The sequence below is a fragment of the Nonomuraea sp. LPB2021202275-12-8 genome (assembly GCF_037044575.1).
Lineage (GTDB): Bacteria > Actinomycetota > Actinomycetes > Streptosporangiales > Streptosporangiaceae > Nonomuraea.
Genome location: NZ_JBAHWD010000009.1, coordinates 158,173 through 173,362, shown reverse-complemented (window position 1 = coordinate 173,362; position 15,190 = coordinate 158,173). Strand labels below are relative to the sequence as shown.

The 15,190-nt window shown below is 70.3% G+C and carries 16 protein-coding genes; 8 read left to right on the top strand and 8 right to left on the bottom strand.

What is annotated here, in order from left to right; genetic code table 11:
* Positions 1–66: 66 nt before the first annotated feature.
* Positions 67–1,539 carry an aldehyde dehydrogenase family protein gene (locus tag V5E28_RS19515; RefSeq protein ID WP_336208369.1) on the bottom strand — a complete coding sequence of 491 codons (1,473 nt, stop codon included), beginning with the start codon at positions 1,537–1,539 and terminating at the stop codon, positions 67–69.
* A 41-nt stretch (positions 1,540–1,580) separates the two neighbouring features.
* Positions 1,581–2,243: an endonuclease NucS gene (gene nucS, locus V5E28_RS19510; protein ID WP_336208368.1), complete on the bottom strand. Its 663-nt coding sequence runs from the start codon at positions 2,241–2,243 to the stop codon at positions 1,581–1,583.
* 35 nt (positions 2,244–2,278) lie between these two features.
* On the opposite strand from nucS, the gene V5E28_RS19505 reads away from it, so the two are divergent.
* The 5 genes from V5E28_RS19505 to V5E28_RS19485 all read left to right on the top strand — a co-directional run bounded on the left by V5E28_RS19505 (position 2,279) and on the right by V5E28_RS19485 (position 6,496).
* The gene (locus V5E28_RS19505) at positions 2,279–3,727 is read left to right on the top strand and encodes a 3-hydroxyacyl-CoA dehydrogenase family protein (RefSeq protein WP_336208367.1); all 1,449 of its coding nucleotides are present in this window, start codon (positions 2,279–2,281) and stop codon (positions 3,725–3,727) included.
* Complete coding sequence (locus tag V5E28_RS19500) at positions 3,724–4,014, top strand: ATP/GTP-binding protein (RefSeq protein WP_336208366.1); 291 nt, start codon at positions 3,724–3,726, stop codon at positions 4,012–4,014. The genes V5E28_RS19505 and V5E28_RS19500 overlap by 4 nt, the downstream gene beginning before the upstream one ends.
* 46 nt (positions 4,015–4,060) lie before the next feature.
* On the top strand, positions 4,061–4,765 hold the full coding sequence (locus V5E28_RS19495) for an alpha/beta hydrolase (protein ID WP_336208365.1): 705 nt from the start codon (positions 4,061–4,063) through the stop codon (positions 4,763–4,765).
* Between the two features lie 65 nt (positions 4,766–4,830).
* Positions 4,831–5,589: an SDR family NAD(P)-dependent oxidoreductase gene (locus V5E28_RS19490; RefSeq protein WP_336208364.1), complete on the top strand. Its 759-nt coding sequence runs from the start codon at positions 4,831–4,833 to the stop codon at positions 5,587–5,589.
* Positions 5,590–5,701: 112 nt separating this feature from the next.
* Positions 5,702–6,496 carry an alpha/beta fold hydrolase gene (locus V5E28_RS19485; RefSeq protein WP_336208363.1) on the top strand — a complete coding sequence of 265 codons (795 nt, stop codon included), beginning with the start codon at positions 5,702–5,704 and terminating at the stop codon, positions 6,494–6,496.
* Here V5E28_RS19485 and V5E28_RS19480 read toward each other — a convergent pair.
* The 3 genes from V5E28_RS19480 to mce form a co-directional block, all read right to left on the bottom strand.
* On the bottom strand, positions 6,456–7,553 hold the full coding sequence (locus tag V5E28_RS19480; protein ID WP_336208362.1) for an AI-2E family transporter: 1,098 nt from the start codon (positions 7,551–7,553) through the stop codon (positions 6,456–6,458). The genes V5E28_RS19485 and V5E28_RS19480 overlap by 41 nt on opposite strands.
* A gap of 131 nt (positions 7,554–7,684) precedes the next feature.
* Positions 7,685–9,010 (bottom strand): DivIVA domain-containing protein, encoded by a 1,326-nt coding sequence (locus V5E28_RS19475; RefSeq protein ID WP_336208361.1) that lies wholly within the window; start codon positions 9,008–9,010, stop codon positions 7,685–7,687.
* A gap of 192 nt (positions 9,011–9,202) precedes the next feature.
* Positions 9,203–9,625 carry a methylmalonyl-CoA epimerase gene (gene mce / locus V5E28_RS19470; protein WP_336208360.1) on the bottom strand — a complete coding sequence of 141 codons (423 nt, stop codon included), beginning with the start codon at positions 9,623–9,625 and terminating at the stop codon, positions 9,203–9,205.
* 96 nt (positions 9,626–9,721) lie between these two features.
* Here mce and V5E28_RS19465 point away from each other — a divergent pair, with 96 nt between their 5' ends.
* Positions 9,722–10,912, top strand: coding sequence for an acetyl-CoA C-acetyltransferase (locus tag V5E28_RS19465; RefSeq protein WP_336208470.1), 1,191 nt, complete (start codon positions 9,722–9,724; stop codon positions 10,910–10,912).
* A 183-nt stretch (positions 10,913–11,095) separates the two neighbouring features.
* Here V5E28_RS19465 and V5E28_RS19460 read toward each other — a convergent pair whose 3' ends face one another.
* The 3 genes from V5E28_RS19460 to V5E28_RS19450 form a co-directional block, all read right to left on the bottom strand.
* Complete coding sequence (locus V5E28_RS19460) at positions 11,096–11,248, bottom strand: hypothetical protein (protein WP_336208359.1); 153 nt, start codon at positions 11,246–11,248, stop codon at positions 11,096–11,098.
* A gap of 149 nt (positions 11,249–11,397) precedes the next feature.
* Positions 11,398–12,069 carry a DUF4230 domain-containing protein gene (locus V5E28_RS19455; RefSeq protein ID WP_336208358.1) on the bottom strand — a complete coding sequence of 224 codons (672 nt, stop codon included), beginning with the start codon at positions 12,067–12,069 and terminating at the stop codon, positions 11,398–11,400.
* Positions 12,070–12,097: 28 nt separating this feature from the next.
* Positions 12,098–13,474, bottom strand: a complete 1,377-nt coding sequence (locus tag V5E28_RS19450; protein WP_336208357.1) for a hypothetical protein — start codon at positions 13,472–13,474, stop codon at positions 12,098–12,100.
* Between the two features lie 228 nt (positions 13,475–13,702).
* Between V5E28_RS19450 and V5E28_RS19445 the strand changes: the two genes are divergently transcribed.
* The gene (locus V5E28_RS19445) at positions 13,703–14,254 is read left to right on the top strand and encodes a MarR family transcriptional regulator (RefSeq protein WP_336208356.1); all 552 of its coding nucleotides are present in this window, start codon (positions 13,703–13,705) and stop codon (positions 14,252–14,254) included.
* On the top strand, positions 14,238–15,182 hold the full coding sequence (locus tag V5E28_RS19440; RefSeq protein ID WP_336208355.1) for a tetratricopeptide repeat protein: 945 nt from the start codon (positions 14,238–14,240) through the stop codon (positions 15,180–15,182). Before V5E28_RS19445 ends, V5E28_RS19440 begins: the two co-directional genes overlap by 17 nt.
* Positions 15,183–15,190 lie beyond the last annotated feature (8 nt).

The window sequence follows — 15,190 nt, the reverse complement described above, 5'->3', positions numbered from 1 at the left end:
AACATGATCGTGGCCCCCGAGCACACAATTATGGATGGATGATCGGTATAGGGAAAGGGCAGGCAGTTACCTCTTACGTCGTCCGTGCAAGAACGTGACAAGTCTGATCAGCCGCTCAAGCTCGTCGGCCCCTCTGGAGAACGAGGTGAGGTTCATTCCCGGCAAGGCGAAGCGCTGACGGGAGATGGCCTTGGGGCGGGCGAATTCGCGCAGCCCGTCGGCGCCGTGGATGCGGCCGAACCCGGAGTCGCCCACGCCGCCGAATGGCAGCGCCGGCACCCCTGCGAAGGAGATCACCGAGTTGATCGCGGTCATCCCCGTGCGCATCGCGCGGGCCAGCTCCATCGCCCGGCGCGCGTTGCGCGAGAAGATCGTGCCCGCCAGTCCGTAGGCCGAGGCGTTGGCGAGCTCCAGCGCCTCCTGCGCGTCGCGGGTGCGGCGCACGGTGATCGTCGGCCCGAACGTCTCCTCACGCACCGCCGGTGAGTCCTCCGGCACGTCAGCCACGATCACCGGGTCGACGAAGGGCGCCCGCACCGATCCGGGGCCGCCGGTGATCGCCTTGCCTGACTTGGTGGCGTCGTCGATGTGCCGCCTGATGATGTCGAGCTGTCCCGGCATGGTGATCGGCCCGTAATGCTCGCCGGCCTTGATCGAGGCCGCGCGCTCCGACAGCTCGCGCATGAACGGCTCATAGACCGCGTCGACCACGTACACCCGCTCGACGCCTGTGCAGGTCTGTCCGGCGTTGGACATCGCGCCCCACAGGCACGCGTCCGCGGCGGCCTTGAGATCGGCGTCGGCGTCCACGATGAACGCGTCCTTGCCCCCGCACTCGGCCACGATCGGCGTCAGGTTCTCGGCGCAGGCAGCCATGACCCGCTTGGCGGTGGCGGTGGAGCCGGTGAAGGCGATCTTCTTGACCCGGGGGTCGCGGGCCAGGAAGGCGCCGGTCTCGCCGAGCCCGGTCACCGTCTGGAAGACCGGGTGCTCCGGCACCGACGCGGCGAAGAGCTCGGCCATGCGCACCCCGATGCCGGGGGTGAGCTCGCTCGGCTTGAACACCACGGCGTTGCCGGCGGCGAGCGCGTAGGCGATCGACCCCATGGGGGTGAAGATCGGATAGTTCCACGGCCCGATGACGCCGACGACACCCAGGGGGAGATACTCCAGCGTGGCCGCCAGGTTGACACCCATCATCCCGGCCGAGACGCGGCGGCGCCCCAGCACCTTCGGCGCGTTGCGGGCCGCCCAGTCGAGGTGCGTGATCGCCAGCACGATCTCCAGGGTGGCGTCGGCCACCGGCTTGCCGGTCTCCTCGTGCACGAGCCCGGCCAGCTCGCGCAGGTGGCGGGTGATGACCGCCTTGTAATCGAGCAGCCGCCGTTTCCGCTCGGCGTGCCCGAGCCCGGCCCACCAGGCCGCGGCCGCCTCGGCTCTGTCGACGGCCTCGCGCACGGCGTCCGCGCTCTGCTTGGGATGGCTGCCGACGACCTGGCCGGTCGCCGGATTCAGTGAGTCGAAGGTGAGCGTCGTCATGGCGTCACCATAAACCGGTAAGCCGCCGCTTACTAGCGTGGCTAGAACAGGGTGGGGTTCTCCGGCTCGATGCCGCGCAGAGCGGCGTAGTCGAGGGTGACGCAGGAGATGCCGCGGTCGGCGGCCAGCACCCTGGCCTGCGGCTTGATCTCCTGAGCGGCGAAGACGCCGCGGACCGGAGCAAGCAGCGGATCGCGGTTGAGCAGGTCCAGATAGCGGGTCAGCTGCTCGACACCGTCGATCTCGCCGCGCCTCTTGATCTCCACCGCCACCGTGGAGCCCGCCGCGTCGCGGCACAGGATGTCCACCGGGCCGATGGCCGTCATGTACTCGCGACGGATCAGCGAGTAGCCGTCGCCCAGCGTCGTGATGTGCTCGGCCAGCAGCTCCTGCAGGTGCGCCTCGACGCCGTCCTTGATGAGACCCGGGTCGACGCCCAGCTCGTGGCTGAAGTCGTGGAGGATCTCCGCCATCGTCAGGACCAGCTTTTCACCCGTCTTGCCATGGGTGACGGTCCACGTCTCGCCGTCCTCCTTGAGCTTGCACGGCGGGTTCATCCAGTTGAGCGGCTTGAAGGCGCGGTCGTCAGCGTGGATCGACACGCTGCCGTCCGCCTTGATGAGTATGAGTCTCGGCGCCATCGGCAGGTGTGCCGTGAGCCGTCCTATGTAATCCACGCTGCATCGCGCGATGACCAGCCGCATGACGGCCAACCCTACCGCTCTGGAAAACTACGAGTATGGCGTTCGAAATGGTGGGAGTGGTCGGGCTCGGCACGATGGGGGCCGGCATCGCGGAGGTGTTCGCACGGGCCGGGCTGCGGGTCATCGGCGTGGAGGCGGACGCCGACGCGCTGGCCAGAGGGCGAGGCCACCTGGAGAGGTCCACGCAGCGTGCCGTCGACAAGGGCAGGCTGGCCGGCGCGGACCGGGACTCGATCCTGGGGCGGATCACGCTCACCACCTCGCGCGAGGACCTGCGCGCGGTCGACCTGGTGGTGGAGGCGATCCCGGAGGTCCTCGACTACAAGCTCTCGCTCTTCGCGGATCTCGACCGGATCTGCAAGCCGGAGACCGTGCTGGCGACCAACACCTCCTCGCTGTCGGTCACCGCCATCGCCGCCGCGACCGGGCGCCCCGGGCGCGTGATCGGCATGCACTTCTTCAACCCCGCGCCGGTGATGGGCCTGGTCGAGATCGTCAGCACCGTGCTGACCGACCCCGCGCTCGTGCCAGAGCTCTCGGAGCTGGCGGCACGGCTCGGCAAGACCCCGGTGGTCGTCGGCGACCGCGCGGGGTTCGTGGTCAACCGGCTGCTCCTGCCCTACCTCAACCAGGCGGCCGTGCTCATGGAGCAGGGCATGGCCGCGCGGGACGACATCGACGCGGCGATGCGGATCGGTGTGGGGCTGCCCATGGGGCCGTTCGAGCTGCTCGACCTGATCGGCCTCGACACGGCGTACGAGGTGATGGGAGTGCTGTTCGACGAGACCCGCGACCGTCGCCACGCGCCTGCGCCGCTGCTGCGCGAGCTGGTCTCCGCCCGGCTGCTCGGCCGTAAGAGCGGCCGGGGCTTCTACGGGGACGAACCCCGGCCCCGCGAGCCGGAGAAGTCCACGGTCATCACGTTCGCCCTGGTCGGCGAGGACGTCGGCGAGCTGGCCGAGCGCCTCGACGCGGCCGGATTCAGGTCAGGTGACGACCCGGACGTGATCCTGCGGACGGCCGACAGGCCGGTGATCGAGCACGCCGTCCAGCTCCAGGACCCCGCCAAGCTCGTCGGCGTCAGGCTCGTCGGCAACCGGGTCGCCGAGCTCGCCGCCACGGTCCTCACCTCGCAGGAGGCGGTCAGGGCCGCCAGGGATCTGATGAAGGTCATCGGGATGACGCCGGTGGCCTGCAGGGACAGGGCAGGGTTCGTGACCGACGCGCTGCTCTACCCCTACCTCAACGACGCCGTGCGCATGTACGACACGGGCTATGCCTCGATCGGCGACATCGACGCCGCCATGCGGCTGGGCTGCGGTTACCCGGTAGGCCCGTTCGAGATGCTGGAGTCCATCGGCCTCGCGGTGGTGCGCGACGGGCTTCGTGCCCTGTACGCCGAATACCGTGAGCCCGCCTACGCCCCGGCCCCCCTGCTGGACCAGCTGGTCACCGCCGGCGTCCGCGCCTTCCCGCGCGCATGAGCCCGCGTCGCGCCCGCCGTAAGGAGTCCACCCGCCCTTTCGGCTTCCCCCGCAGCACCGACCGGGTGGAGGAGTGGCCCGACGGTGACTGGAAGGTACGCGCCCTGACCGGCGGCTCCTCCAACAAGAACTACCGCTGTCCGGGCTGCGACCAGGAGATCCGCAGCGGCCAGCCGCACCTGGTCGCCTGGCCGGACTGGACGGGCGGCGACGAGGAGCGCCGCCACTGGCATCAGGTCTGCTGGCGCAAGAGACTGGATCGCGGCCCCGGCCGCAGCCGCTACTGAACGGCACCGAGCCCTGGCGGCTCGCAAACCCCCTTTGAGGAGTGACGTGGAGATTCGCGCGGCGAGCGTGCTGCCCGCCCGGCGGGAGCCGATCGAGTTGCACACCGGCGACGGGCTGACCCTGGTCGGCGAGCTGGCCCTGCCCGAGGAGCGCCCTCCGGTGGCGACGCTGGTGACGTTGCATCCGCTGCCGACACACGGCGGGTTCATGGACAGCCACGTCTACAAGAAGGCCGCCAACCGGCTGCCCGCCCTGGCCGACCTGGCTGTGCTCCGGTTCAACACCCGTGGCACGTCCTCCGAGCGCGGCACCTCTCAGGGGGCGTTCGACGGGGGCGAGGGCGAGCGCTTCGACGTGGCGGCGGCGCTGGAGTACGCCGAGTTCCACGACCTGCCCCGGGTGTGGGTGATCGGCTGGTCCTTCGGCAGCGAGCTGGCGCTGAAGTGGGCGCACGATCCGGTGGTGGAGGGTGCCATCCTGCTCTCCCCGCCGCTGCACAGGGCGACGGACGCCGACCTGGACACCTGGGCGCGCTTCGGCCGCCCGCTGATCGCGCTGGTGCCCGAGTTCGACGACTACCTGCGTCCCGAGGAGGCCCGGCGCCGCTTCGCCCGCGTGCCGCAGGCGGAGGTCGTCGGCGTGGACGGGGCCAAGCATCTGTGGGTCGGGGAGCCCTACGTGCGCATCGTGCTCGACGAGATCGTGCGCCGCGTCGCTCCCGGCTCCTATCCCCTCCCGACCGAGGTCTGATCCCCGGTGGCGGCGAACGCCTCCATGTCCATAGAATCTTGTTCGGTTCCGAGCGAGGAGGCACAGTGGGCGCGTTTGCTCTCGATGGGAAGAAGGCCCTGGTCACCGGGGCGTCCAAGGGGATCGGGAAGGCCATAGCGCTCGCCTACGCCGAGGCGGGCGCGGACGTGGCCCTGGTGTCACGCTCGGCGGAGGCGCTCGGCGAGGTCGCCAAGGAGGTCGAGGCGCTCGGCAGGCAGGCCGTGGTGATCCCCGCCGACCTCACCGACAGGGACGCCGCGACCGCGGCCGTGCACCACGCGATCGAGGGGCTCGGCCACCTCGACATCGTGGTGAACAACGCCGGCGGGTCGAACTTCCTCGTCGAGTTCAAGGACCTCAGGCTGTCCGGCTGGGACAAGATCATGCGGCTCAACCTCGACTCGGCCATGGCCGTCTGCCATGCCGTGGCGCCACACCTGCTCGAGCGCGGCGGCGGGTCGGTGATCAACGTGGCCTCCGTAGCGGCGCTCGGCGCCCCCTTCCTGGCCCCGTACGCCGCCGCGAAGGCGGGTGTGGTGGCCCTGACCAAGACGCTGGCGGTCGAGTGGGCGAAGGCCGGAGTGCGGGTCAACGCCCTGTGCCCCGGCTGGACCGCCACCGAGCTCAACCGCAACCTCTGGGAGGACGAGACGAGCGGCCAGGCCACGGTGTCGAGCGTGCCGATGCGCCGCTGGGGCACCGTCGAGGAGATGGCGCAGCCCGCGCTCTTCCTGGCCGCCGAGGCGTCGGCCTACATGACGGGCCAGGTCCTGTTCATCGACGGCGGCGCCACCGCCATCTGACCCCCGGTCGGGCCGCGGTTGACGCCGGCCGGACAGAACCGGTCATGTCGATCCGGCATATAGGCCCTTGCCCTGGAGTGATTGTCGCCGCGAACGGGGCTACCGTGTGGTGGTGCAGCTCTACACGAGATCAGCCGGGACAGGGCTCCCGGTCGTCCTGCTACACGCGTTCCCGCTGTCGTCGGCCATGTGGCTGGCCCAGCGGGAGGGACTGGCCGGAACGTGCCGGGTCATCACACCCGACCTGCGCGGCTTCGGGGGATCGAGGCTGGGAGAGGACGAGCCGTCGATCGAGCTGATGGCCGACGACGTCGCCAGGATGCTCGACGCGGAGGGCATCGACCGTGCCGTGGTCGGCGGGCTGTCCATGGGCGGGTACGTGACGATGGCGTTCTGCCGGCGCCATCCCGACCGGATCCTGGGCGTGATCCTGGCCAGCACGAGAGCCGGCCCCGACGGCGAGCCCGCGCGCGCCAACCGCGAGCGCATCGCGCAGGCGGTGCTGGCCGACGACCGCGAGGTGCTCGTCAAGGAGGTGCTGCCCGCCCTGCTCGGGCCCACTACCAAGCAGCGCAGGGCCATGGTGTTCGGCCGGGTCAAGGGGCTGGTGCAGTCGGCGCCGCCCAAGGCCGTGGCCTGGGCGCAGCGGGCCATGGCGGCGCGGCTGGACTCCTTCGACACGCTGGGCGCGCTGAAGGTGCCCGCGCTGGTCCTGGCGGGGGAGGAGGACGAGCTCACGCCGCCGTCGGACGCCGAGGCGATGGCCAGGGCGGTGCCGGAAGGCAGGGTGGAGGTCATCGCGCAGGCCGGCCACCTGACCGCCGTCGAGCAGCCCGAGGCGTTCAACACGGCGGTGCAGCGCTTCCTCAGCTCTGAGCTTGGCGCGGAATCACGACCTCGCGGATGATCAGGGCGATCGCCGCGGCCACCGGGATGGCCAGCAGCGCGCCCACGATGCCGAGCAGTGCGCCGCCGAACAGGGCGGCGATGACCGTCACGGCGGGCGTCACGTCCACCGACCGCTTCATGACCCTCGGATAGATCAGATAGTTCTCCACCTGCTGGTAGACCACGAAGAAGATCGCGCAGGCGATGCCCGCGGGCAGCGAGCCGAGCAGCGCGACGCCCGTCACCAGTACCGCTCCGATCGTGGCGCCCACCAGGGGGATCAGGTCGGTCAGGGCGACCACCAGAGCCAGCGCGAGCGCGTACTGTACGCCCACGATCGACAGGAAGATCCAGGTCAGCACACCCGCCATGACCGAGATGAGGACGTTGCCCGCGACGTAGCCGCCGATGCCGTCGAGGATCTCCTCGGTGATCGCCACGGTGCGCTCCCGCCGGGAGGACGGCACCAGCCTGAGCAGGTAGGCCTTGATCGTGTGCAGGGATCCGAGGAAGTAGAGCATGAGCACCAGCAGGGTCACCGTGGTGAACGCGCCTTCGAGCACCACCAGCCCTGCGCCCACGACACCGGTGGCCAGCGAGGGCCCCATCGTGCCGGTGACGAACGAGGCGAGCTGCGGCAGGATCTGATAGTTGGCGTCGAGCTGGCGCAGCGTCGGATGGTTGCTCAGCTCGGTGACGTAACCCGGCACCGCCGCGATGAAGTCGGTCAGCTGCTGGCTGACGGGCGGCACCACGGCCAGCCCGAACAGCACGAAGCCCACGATCACCCCGGCGAACACGATCGAGATCGCCCACCGCCTGGTCAGCCCCCGCCGCTGCAGCGCCTCCACCGCCGGGTTCAGGCCGACGGCGAGGAACATCGCCACCACCACCAGGATGATCACGTTGAACAGGCTGAGGACCATCTGCGCGAGCCCGATCGCCGTCAGCACCCCGAGGCCGCCCACCAGCCCGAACAGGAACGGTCCCCGGGCAAGAGGCTTGCCCGGCAGCCCGTAGGGCTGGGCCGGGGCGCTCTCCGCCGCTGCAGGAGCGGGCTTGACTTCTGCGGACACGGCGCTCTCCTGCGGGGGTCGGGGGTGAGTCGGCAACAGAAAGAGAGCCTAGCGACCTCGCGGTCGCCAGGCTCTCCGGCTGATCGATCAGCCCCCGTGTAGATGGCCCAGGATGTCGGCTCGCGTGGCGGTTACTCCTGCCACCACTCGGCGTCGTCCTCGGGCTTGCTCTCCGGCTTGGCCGCCGACGGAGCCGGGGTGACCGGCCTGTTGTTGGCCGGCGCGCTGACCGGTGCGCTGACCGGCGCGCTGGCCGGGGCCGCGATCGCGGGCTTCGGCGGTGCCGCCGTGACCGCGGGCTCGGGCTCCAGGCCCGGCAGGGCCGCGCCGCCGAGCAGCTGGCGCAGCTGGGCCAGGTGGCTGGTGATGCTGTCGCGCTGGCGGGTGAGTTCGTCGACCTGGCGCTGCATCGAGGTGCGGGTGCGCTCGGCCTCGTTCTTGGCCTCGGTGACGATCGTCTCGGCGCTGGACTTGGACTCGGAGACGATCTGCTCGGAGTTCTTGCGGGCGTTGGCGACGAGCTGCTTGGCGTGCAGATCGGCCTCGCGGCGGGTCTGCTCGGCCTGCTGGGTCGCCTTGGTGGCCCGGGACTCGGCGGTGGCGGCGCGCTGCTCGGCCTCCGCGACCAGCTTCTGGGTCGCGGCCTGCGTGCTGGCGTGACGCTCGGCCTCCTGGCGCTCCGCGTCCTCGCGCCTGGACGCGAGCTGGATCTCGAACTCGGCCTCGTCCTGCGCCCGCTTGGCCTCCGACTCCTCGAGCACCCGCTGTGCCTGCGCGCGCATCTCGTCGGCCTGCCGCTTGGCGGTGGTCAGCACCTCGTCGCGCTCGCGCTTGGTCGAGGCGCGCAGCTGGGCCACCTCGCGCTCGGTGGTCGTGCGCAGCTTGGCGATCTCACGCTCGGCGTCCGCGCGCTTCTCGGCGACCTCGTGGTCGGCGGTGGCCCGCAGCTTGGCGACCTCACGCTCGGTGGTGGCGGTCAGCTCGTCGGCCTCCCGGCGGGCGGTCGAGCGGATCTCCTCGGCGTCGCGCTCCGCGCTGGTGCGCATCTCTTCGCTCTCGCGCGTGGCCTGGGCGCGCTTCTCAGCGGCCTCGGCCTCGGCGGCTGCCCGCATGTCGGCCGCGTCGACCTTGGCAGCGGCCTTGATCTCGTTGGCCTCGGACCGGGCCGCCTGGACGAGTTCGGTGGCCTGCTCCTCGGCGAGCCGGAGCAACTGCTCGATGCGGGCGCCCAGACCGGAGTAGGTGGGGCGTTCCTGCTCCTGCAGCTGGCGCTGGGAGTCGGACAGATCACGCTGGAGGGAGGTGACCTGCTCGCGGGACTGGCGCAGCTCGGCGTCGATCTGCTTCAAGTGATCATGGACCTGGTGCCGGTCATAACCACGGAGGACCACGTCGAATTCGCGAGCTGGGGCGTCCTCGAAGAAATTGTTGAGCTGGGCGTCGATGTCGGACTGCATGGAGGCTCGATCCTGGGTTGTCGAGACGGCTACACGGGCCGGACGGGGGGTTCGGGGCACCCGAGCCAGGAGCCCGTGCCATGCGGCAGGCTCCTTGTCCGGTGGAAGGCCAGCGTACTCCGCCCTTGCCGCGTGCGAGGCCCCGTCCGGGTTTCTGCGTGACTAGTTACTAATGAACGTTTTTTGCGTTTGCTAGGGCTTGGCCGCTTGGACCAACTCCGTGAGCATTCCTCCTACGTCCTTGGGGTGCAGAAACGCGATCTCCGAGCCCATCGAGCCGTGCCGGGGACGCTCGTCGAGCAGCCTCACGCCCTTGGCGCCGATCTTATCCATGGCGTCGGCGACGTCCGGCACCCCGAAAGCCACGTGGTGCACTCCCTCACCCCGCTTGGCCAGGAATTTCCCCACCGGGGAGTCGGCCGACAGCGGCTCCAGAAGCTGGATGTAGGAGCCCCCGCCCGCGCCGTCGGCGACGTGCAGCATGGCCTCCTTGACACCCTGCTCCGTGTTCACCTCGCGGGCGACCACCGTCAGCTCGAACGTCTCGGAGAACAGCCGGATCTTCTCCTCAAGGTCATGGCAGGCGATCCCGATGTGGTCGATGCGCATGAACATGTGTGGCCTACCTCCATAGCGGACAAAGTGCTACCCGTGGGTATGGTGTCAAAGAACCCCGCGCGCGCACAGGAGGCCCTTGCCATGTCTGATTCGGTGTCCGGTTCCGTCATCGTCGCCGGCGCTCGCACCCCCATCGGCAAGCTGCTCGGCGCCCTGTCCGGGCTGCCGGCCGTGGAGCTGGGCGGGATCGCCATCAAGGCGGCGCTGGAACGTGCCGGAGTGGCTCCCGAGGCCGTCGAGTACGTGATCATGGGGCAGGTGCTCCAGGCCGGGGCGGGCCAGATCCCCTCCCGCCAGGCGGCGGTCAAGGCGGGCATCCCGATGACCGTCCCCTCGATCACGATCAACAAGGTCTGCCTGTCGGGCCTCGACGCGATCGCCCTGGCCGACCAGCTCATCCGCGCCGGCGAGTTCGACATCGTGGTCGCGGGTGGCATGGAGTCGATGACCAACGCCCCGCACCTGCTGCCGGGCCTGCGCAAGGGCGTCAAGTACGGCGGCGCGGAGGTGGTCGACTCGATGGCCCACGACGGCCTGTTCTGCGCGTTCGACCAGTGCGCGATGGGCGAGTCGACCGAGCGCTACAACGCCCGCCTGGGCATCGGCCGAGAGGAGCAGGACTCCGTGTCCGCCCGCTCCCACCAGCTCGCGGCGGCGGCCGCCAAGAACGGCGCCTTCGAGTCCGAGATCGTGCCGGTGGAGATCCCGCAGCGCCGCGGTGAGCCGGTGGTCGTCAAGGACGACGAGGGCGTGCGCGGCGACACCACGCAGGAGGGCCTCGCCCGGCTGCGCCCCGCCTTCGCCGCCGACGGCACCATCACGGCCGGCTCGGCCTCGCAGATCTCCGACGGCGCCTGCGCGGTGGTGGTCATGTCCAGGGCGAAGGCCGAGGAGCTCGGCCTGCCGTGGCTGGCGGAGATCGGCCGGCACGGCAACGTCGCCGGCCCCGACGCCTCGCTGCAGTCGCAGCCGGCCAACGCCATCAAGCATGCCCTGGCCAAGCAGGGGCTGACTCCCGCGGACCTGGACCTGGTCGAGATCAACGAGGCGTTCGCCAGCGTGGTGATCCAGTCGGTCAAGGAGCTCGGCGTCCCGCTGGACATCGTCAACGTCAACGGCGGCGGCATCGCGCTCGGCCACCCGATCGGCGCCTCGGGCGCGCGCATCGTGCTCAGCCTGGCCCACGAGCTCAAGCGCCGCGGCGGCGGGCTCGGCGCGGCGGGGTTGTGCGGCGGCGGCGGCCAGGGCGACGCGCTCGTCATCCGCGTCCCCAGCGGCGCCTAGGGATCCGGCCGGACGGCGAACCTCGAGAACCGGCAGAAACGCCACAGCGCGCCCCGTCCCCCGACATCGCGGGGAGCGGGACGCGCTGCTTACCCGAACGGCGCATCCGCGGGAGGAAGGCCCACTAGGGCGGCTGATGCGCCCGGCCGCGAGGGAGGTTGCGGCCGGGCGTTCTTGCGATGGTCATGAGGACAGCAGCCGGGCGAAGAGCGAGCGGTGCGAGCGCCTGGCCTTGCGGCCCTTCAGCGCCTCGCGCACCCGGCGGTGCTCGGCGGCGGCATCGCGCAGTTCCTGCGCGTGGTTCTGCATGACTACATATTCGAACTCGGCGTTCATCGAGTGCTCCTGTGCTTGGTGTTCCTTCACTGCCTGCACTCTCAAGACTGGTCCTAAGGCCCGTCCCGGCACATCGGGCGAATGCCCTATCTGGGCCGGACCGGGCACGTAAGGACGCGCCTAAGCAGGGGCGAAGGGCACTAGGGCCCTCAGGGCTCGTCGGTGAACTTCACCGTCACCTTGCTGAATCCGAGGGACTTCAGCATCCCTTCCAGCATCGTCTTGGTGTTGGCGTCGGCACGGCTGCGCAGGTCGCTGGCCACGGCCGCCTCGCTGATCTTCTTCTCCGCCAGCATGTAGAGCTCACGCTGGTCGCCGGGGGAGGACGACAGGAAGTCCTGCACCCGATCGAGCAGGCCGCGCTGCTGGGCGAAGACGTAGGAGCGCGCGTTGTCCAGGTTGGGTTTCTCGAGCTGGGCGCGGGGGAGCCGGATGGTGGCCTCGGTGCGGTCCTCGTTGACGGTCACCCCGTCCTTGCCCATGGCCGAGAAGTCGACGTAGGCGTCCACGCCGCCCGCGCCGACGAACAGGGTCCGTGAGCCCTTGACCGCGTCCGGCAGGAAGTTGGCGTCCTTCTCCAGGTCCACCACCACCTGGAAGCTGCCGGTCGCGCCCTCGAAGCGGCTCAGGTCCTTGATGGACTGCAGCAGGACGGGCTGGCTACGGTCGATGGTCTGCTCGCCCAGCGGGTTCAGCCAGGACCAGGCCAGGCGTCCGCCCACCACGAGCAGGACCACCACGACCAGCAGACCCGCGAGATATCGCCACCTGCGGTGCCGCCCCGGGGTGACCGCGGGGGGTGCCGTTCGGGAAGTCGTCATAGGAGTCTGACTACCCGACCAGCGATCATCATTGCCACCCATGAGGTGACATCTTCGGTCCCCAGCTCGGCGAGGGATGGTCGCTGGGGTCCGGGTACACCGGGTAAACCTGCGGCGCGCTCTCCTCGTGCACCTGCGTGGCGACCGGTGTGGCCGCCTGCGCCGCGCCGCCCGCGGGGCCGCCGCCGAAGTGAGTGCTGGACAGCTTGCACGCCTGGAAGTCGCTGAAGAACATGCGCAGCCACTCTCGGCGCTGGTGCTCGTTGAGCCCGGAGAACCAGGCGGCCGCGTACTCGTGCTCCAGCAATGGCCCGCCGGGCAGCGGCTCACCGCGCAGCCAGGCCATCACGATCTCCCCGTAGCCGTCGGCGGAGCTGCCGGGGCATCGAGCCGCCAGCGAGTCGATGTACTCGTGGGCCGCCTCGTCGGCGAACCCGGCCGACAGGTCCGGCAGGTGGATCGGCGCCAGCCCGCTGGACGGCTTGAGCGGGTCGTCGAGCGGGCGCTGCTCCACCCGGGTGAACGCGGCGGGCGTCTCGGCCAGGCGCGAGGCGATCTCGGTGAAGGCGGCTCCGAGCTCCGTCAGCCCGGCGCGCATGCCGGGATGGACGCACACCGTGATCGGCCATTCCTGACAGCTGTAGGCGATCTCCTGTGCGGCCGCGGGCTTCGGCTCGGCCAGCACCCGTGCCACGCCCGTGCCCGCCGCCAGCACCGCCAGCAGCGCGCACGCCAGCACCAGCGCCTGCCGGGTCACCAGCGCGGCCCAGCCCAGCAGCAGCGCGCCCGTGACGCCGAGCAGCCAGATGATCTGGTCGAGGAAGATCGTCCCGCTCAGCCCCTGGAACAGGTCGTACGGCTCGCCCGTGCCGGGAGCCAGCCTGTCGGCCCAGCCCTCGCCGTCGGCCAGCCAGCTGAACAGCCCGTAGCAGGCGAGCCCGGCGACCGGCGGGGTGACCGCGCTCGGCAGCAGCCAGCCGGCCACCCAGCCGATCACCGAGTAGAGCGCCAGCCCGGCCATGCCCATGCCGAGACCGGACAGGCTCAGCCGGCCCGACTGCTCGGTGAGCACGGTCTTGACGGCCAGCACCAGCACGGTGGCGGCGAACGAGCCCAGCACCACCAGCACGATGGCCAGCGGCGCCTTCAGCGCCCGCCAGGTCGTCAGGGGCCGGTCGCGCAGCGCCTTGCGCTTGCGCAGGGCCACCCAGGCGGCGAAGGCGGCGGCGACCGGCCCGGTCAGCCGGAGCGAGCCGATGACCGCCGCCACGATGTTCTCCCACGCGTCGACGCCAGGGATCAGGACACTCCACGCCGCGGCCAGGCCGAGAGCCAGGAGCACGGCGACCGTGATGGCCGCGCTCTGCTTCAGCTCCTCGCGTGAAACGCCCGTGTGCTCACGCACCCGTTTTCCCGTTGAAGTTCATCAAGCACCCCCCGTGCCCCGTCGGCGAGCGGAAGCGACCCCGTCCAGCCGTCCCCACGGCTGATGGACTTGGGCTCCCCGTCACCATTCGATGCGAGAACCATAACTGAGCGTGATGATTGACGCCCGGATTCTTGGTCAAGCGGAGAATTCGATCGCACTCCGTAAGCGCACGAACCTGGACGACCGGCGCGCTACGGTAGCGCTGTGTCGCAGCAGAAGCCGCTCAATCTGCCGTTCGATCCCATCGACCGTGCCGCGGAGACCTGGCGCGTTCACTTCGGCCCCTCTTCTGCCATGGCCGCCGTCACGTCGATCATGAGAGCGCATCAGATCCTGCTGTCGCAACTTGACTCGCTCCTGAAGCCGTACGACTTGACCTTCGCCAGATACGAGGCGTTGGTGCTCTTGACCTTCAGCAAGACGGGAGCGCTGCCGCTTTGGAAAATCGGGGAGCGGCTGATGGTGCACCCGACCAGCGTCACGAACACGGTTGACAGGCTTGAGAGATCAGGCCTGGTCCGCCGCATGCCCAATCCCCGTGACGGCCGTGGCGTGCTCGCTGAGATCACCGAAGCGGGCCGTGACGTCGTACGGCGGGCCACGTCCGATCTGATGGCGGCCGACTTCGGCCTGTCGATGTACGACGAGGGCGCGCTGAGGGGGATGTTCGACCAGTTGCGCACGCTGCGGGTGGCGGCGGGTGACTTCGCCGGGTCGGCCATGCGGCAAGATGAGGAGCATGGCGGACTTCTCTAGGCCCGGATCGCTCTACGGAGCCGTGGATCTGGGCGCGCGCAAGCAGGCACTGGACGCGCAGACCCGGCGGGAGGGCACGGGTCCACAGGCGGCATCCTCGGCCTCGGTCGTCGACGTGACCGAGGAGACGTTCACGACGGACGTCATCGACCGCTCGATGACCGTGCCGGTCGTTCTCGACCTCTGGTCGCCCCGTGCGCCCGGCAGCGCCCAGCTCAGCCCCGTGCTGGAGAAGGTGGCCGGTTCTATGGGCGGCCGGGTGGTGCTGGCCAAGGTCAACGTGGACGCCAGCCCGCAGATCGCGCAGGCGTTGCGGGTGCAGGCGGTGCCGACCGTGCTGGCCATCTTCCAGGGGCAGGCCGTCACCGGCTTCCAGCAGGTGCTGCCCGAGCAGGAGGTGCGCCGCTGGCTCGACGAGCTGATGGGCGCGGTCGAGCAGTTCTACGAGGCCAACCCCGACGCCCGGCCGCCTGCCGCGGGTCAGGAGGAGCAGCAGGAGGGGCCGCAGGAGCCTCCCGCCGACCCCGACCTGGATGCGGCCGAGCAGGCCATCGAGCGGGGAGACCTCGACGCTGCCGCGGCGGCCTACGAGCGGCTGCTCGCCCGCGCGCCGGGGGACGAGGACGCCAAGATGGGCCTGGCCGGCGTCAGCCTGATCAAGCGGACCGCCGACGCCGACCCCGCCGACGTGCAGCGGCGTCTGCAGGACCCCGCCGACATCGACGCGCAGTTGCTGGCCGCCGACCTGGAGATGCTGTCCGGCTCGGTGGACGAGGCCTTCGACCGGATCATCGCGGTGGTCAAGCGCACCTCGGGCGACGACCGCGACAAGGCCCGGCGCCACCTGCTGAGCCTGTTCGAAGCTCTTCCCGCCGAAGACCCTTCTTTGGCCAGAGCACGTAGAGCTTTGTCGAGCGCGCTGTTCTAACCTGGAGC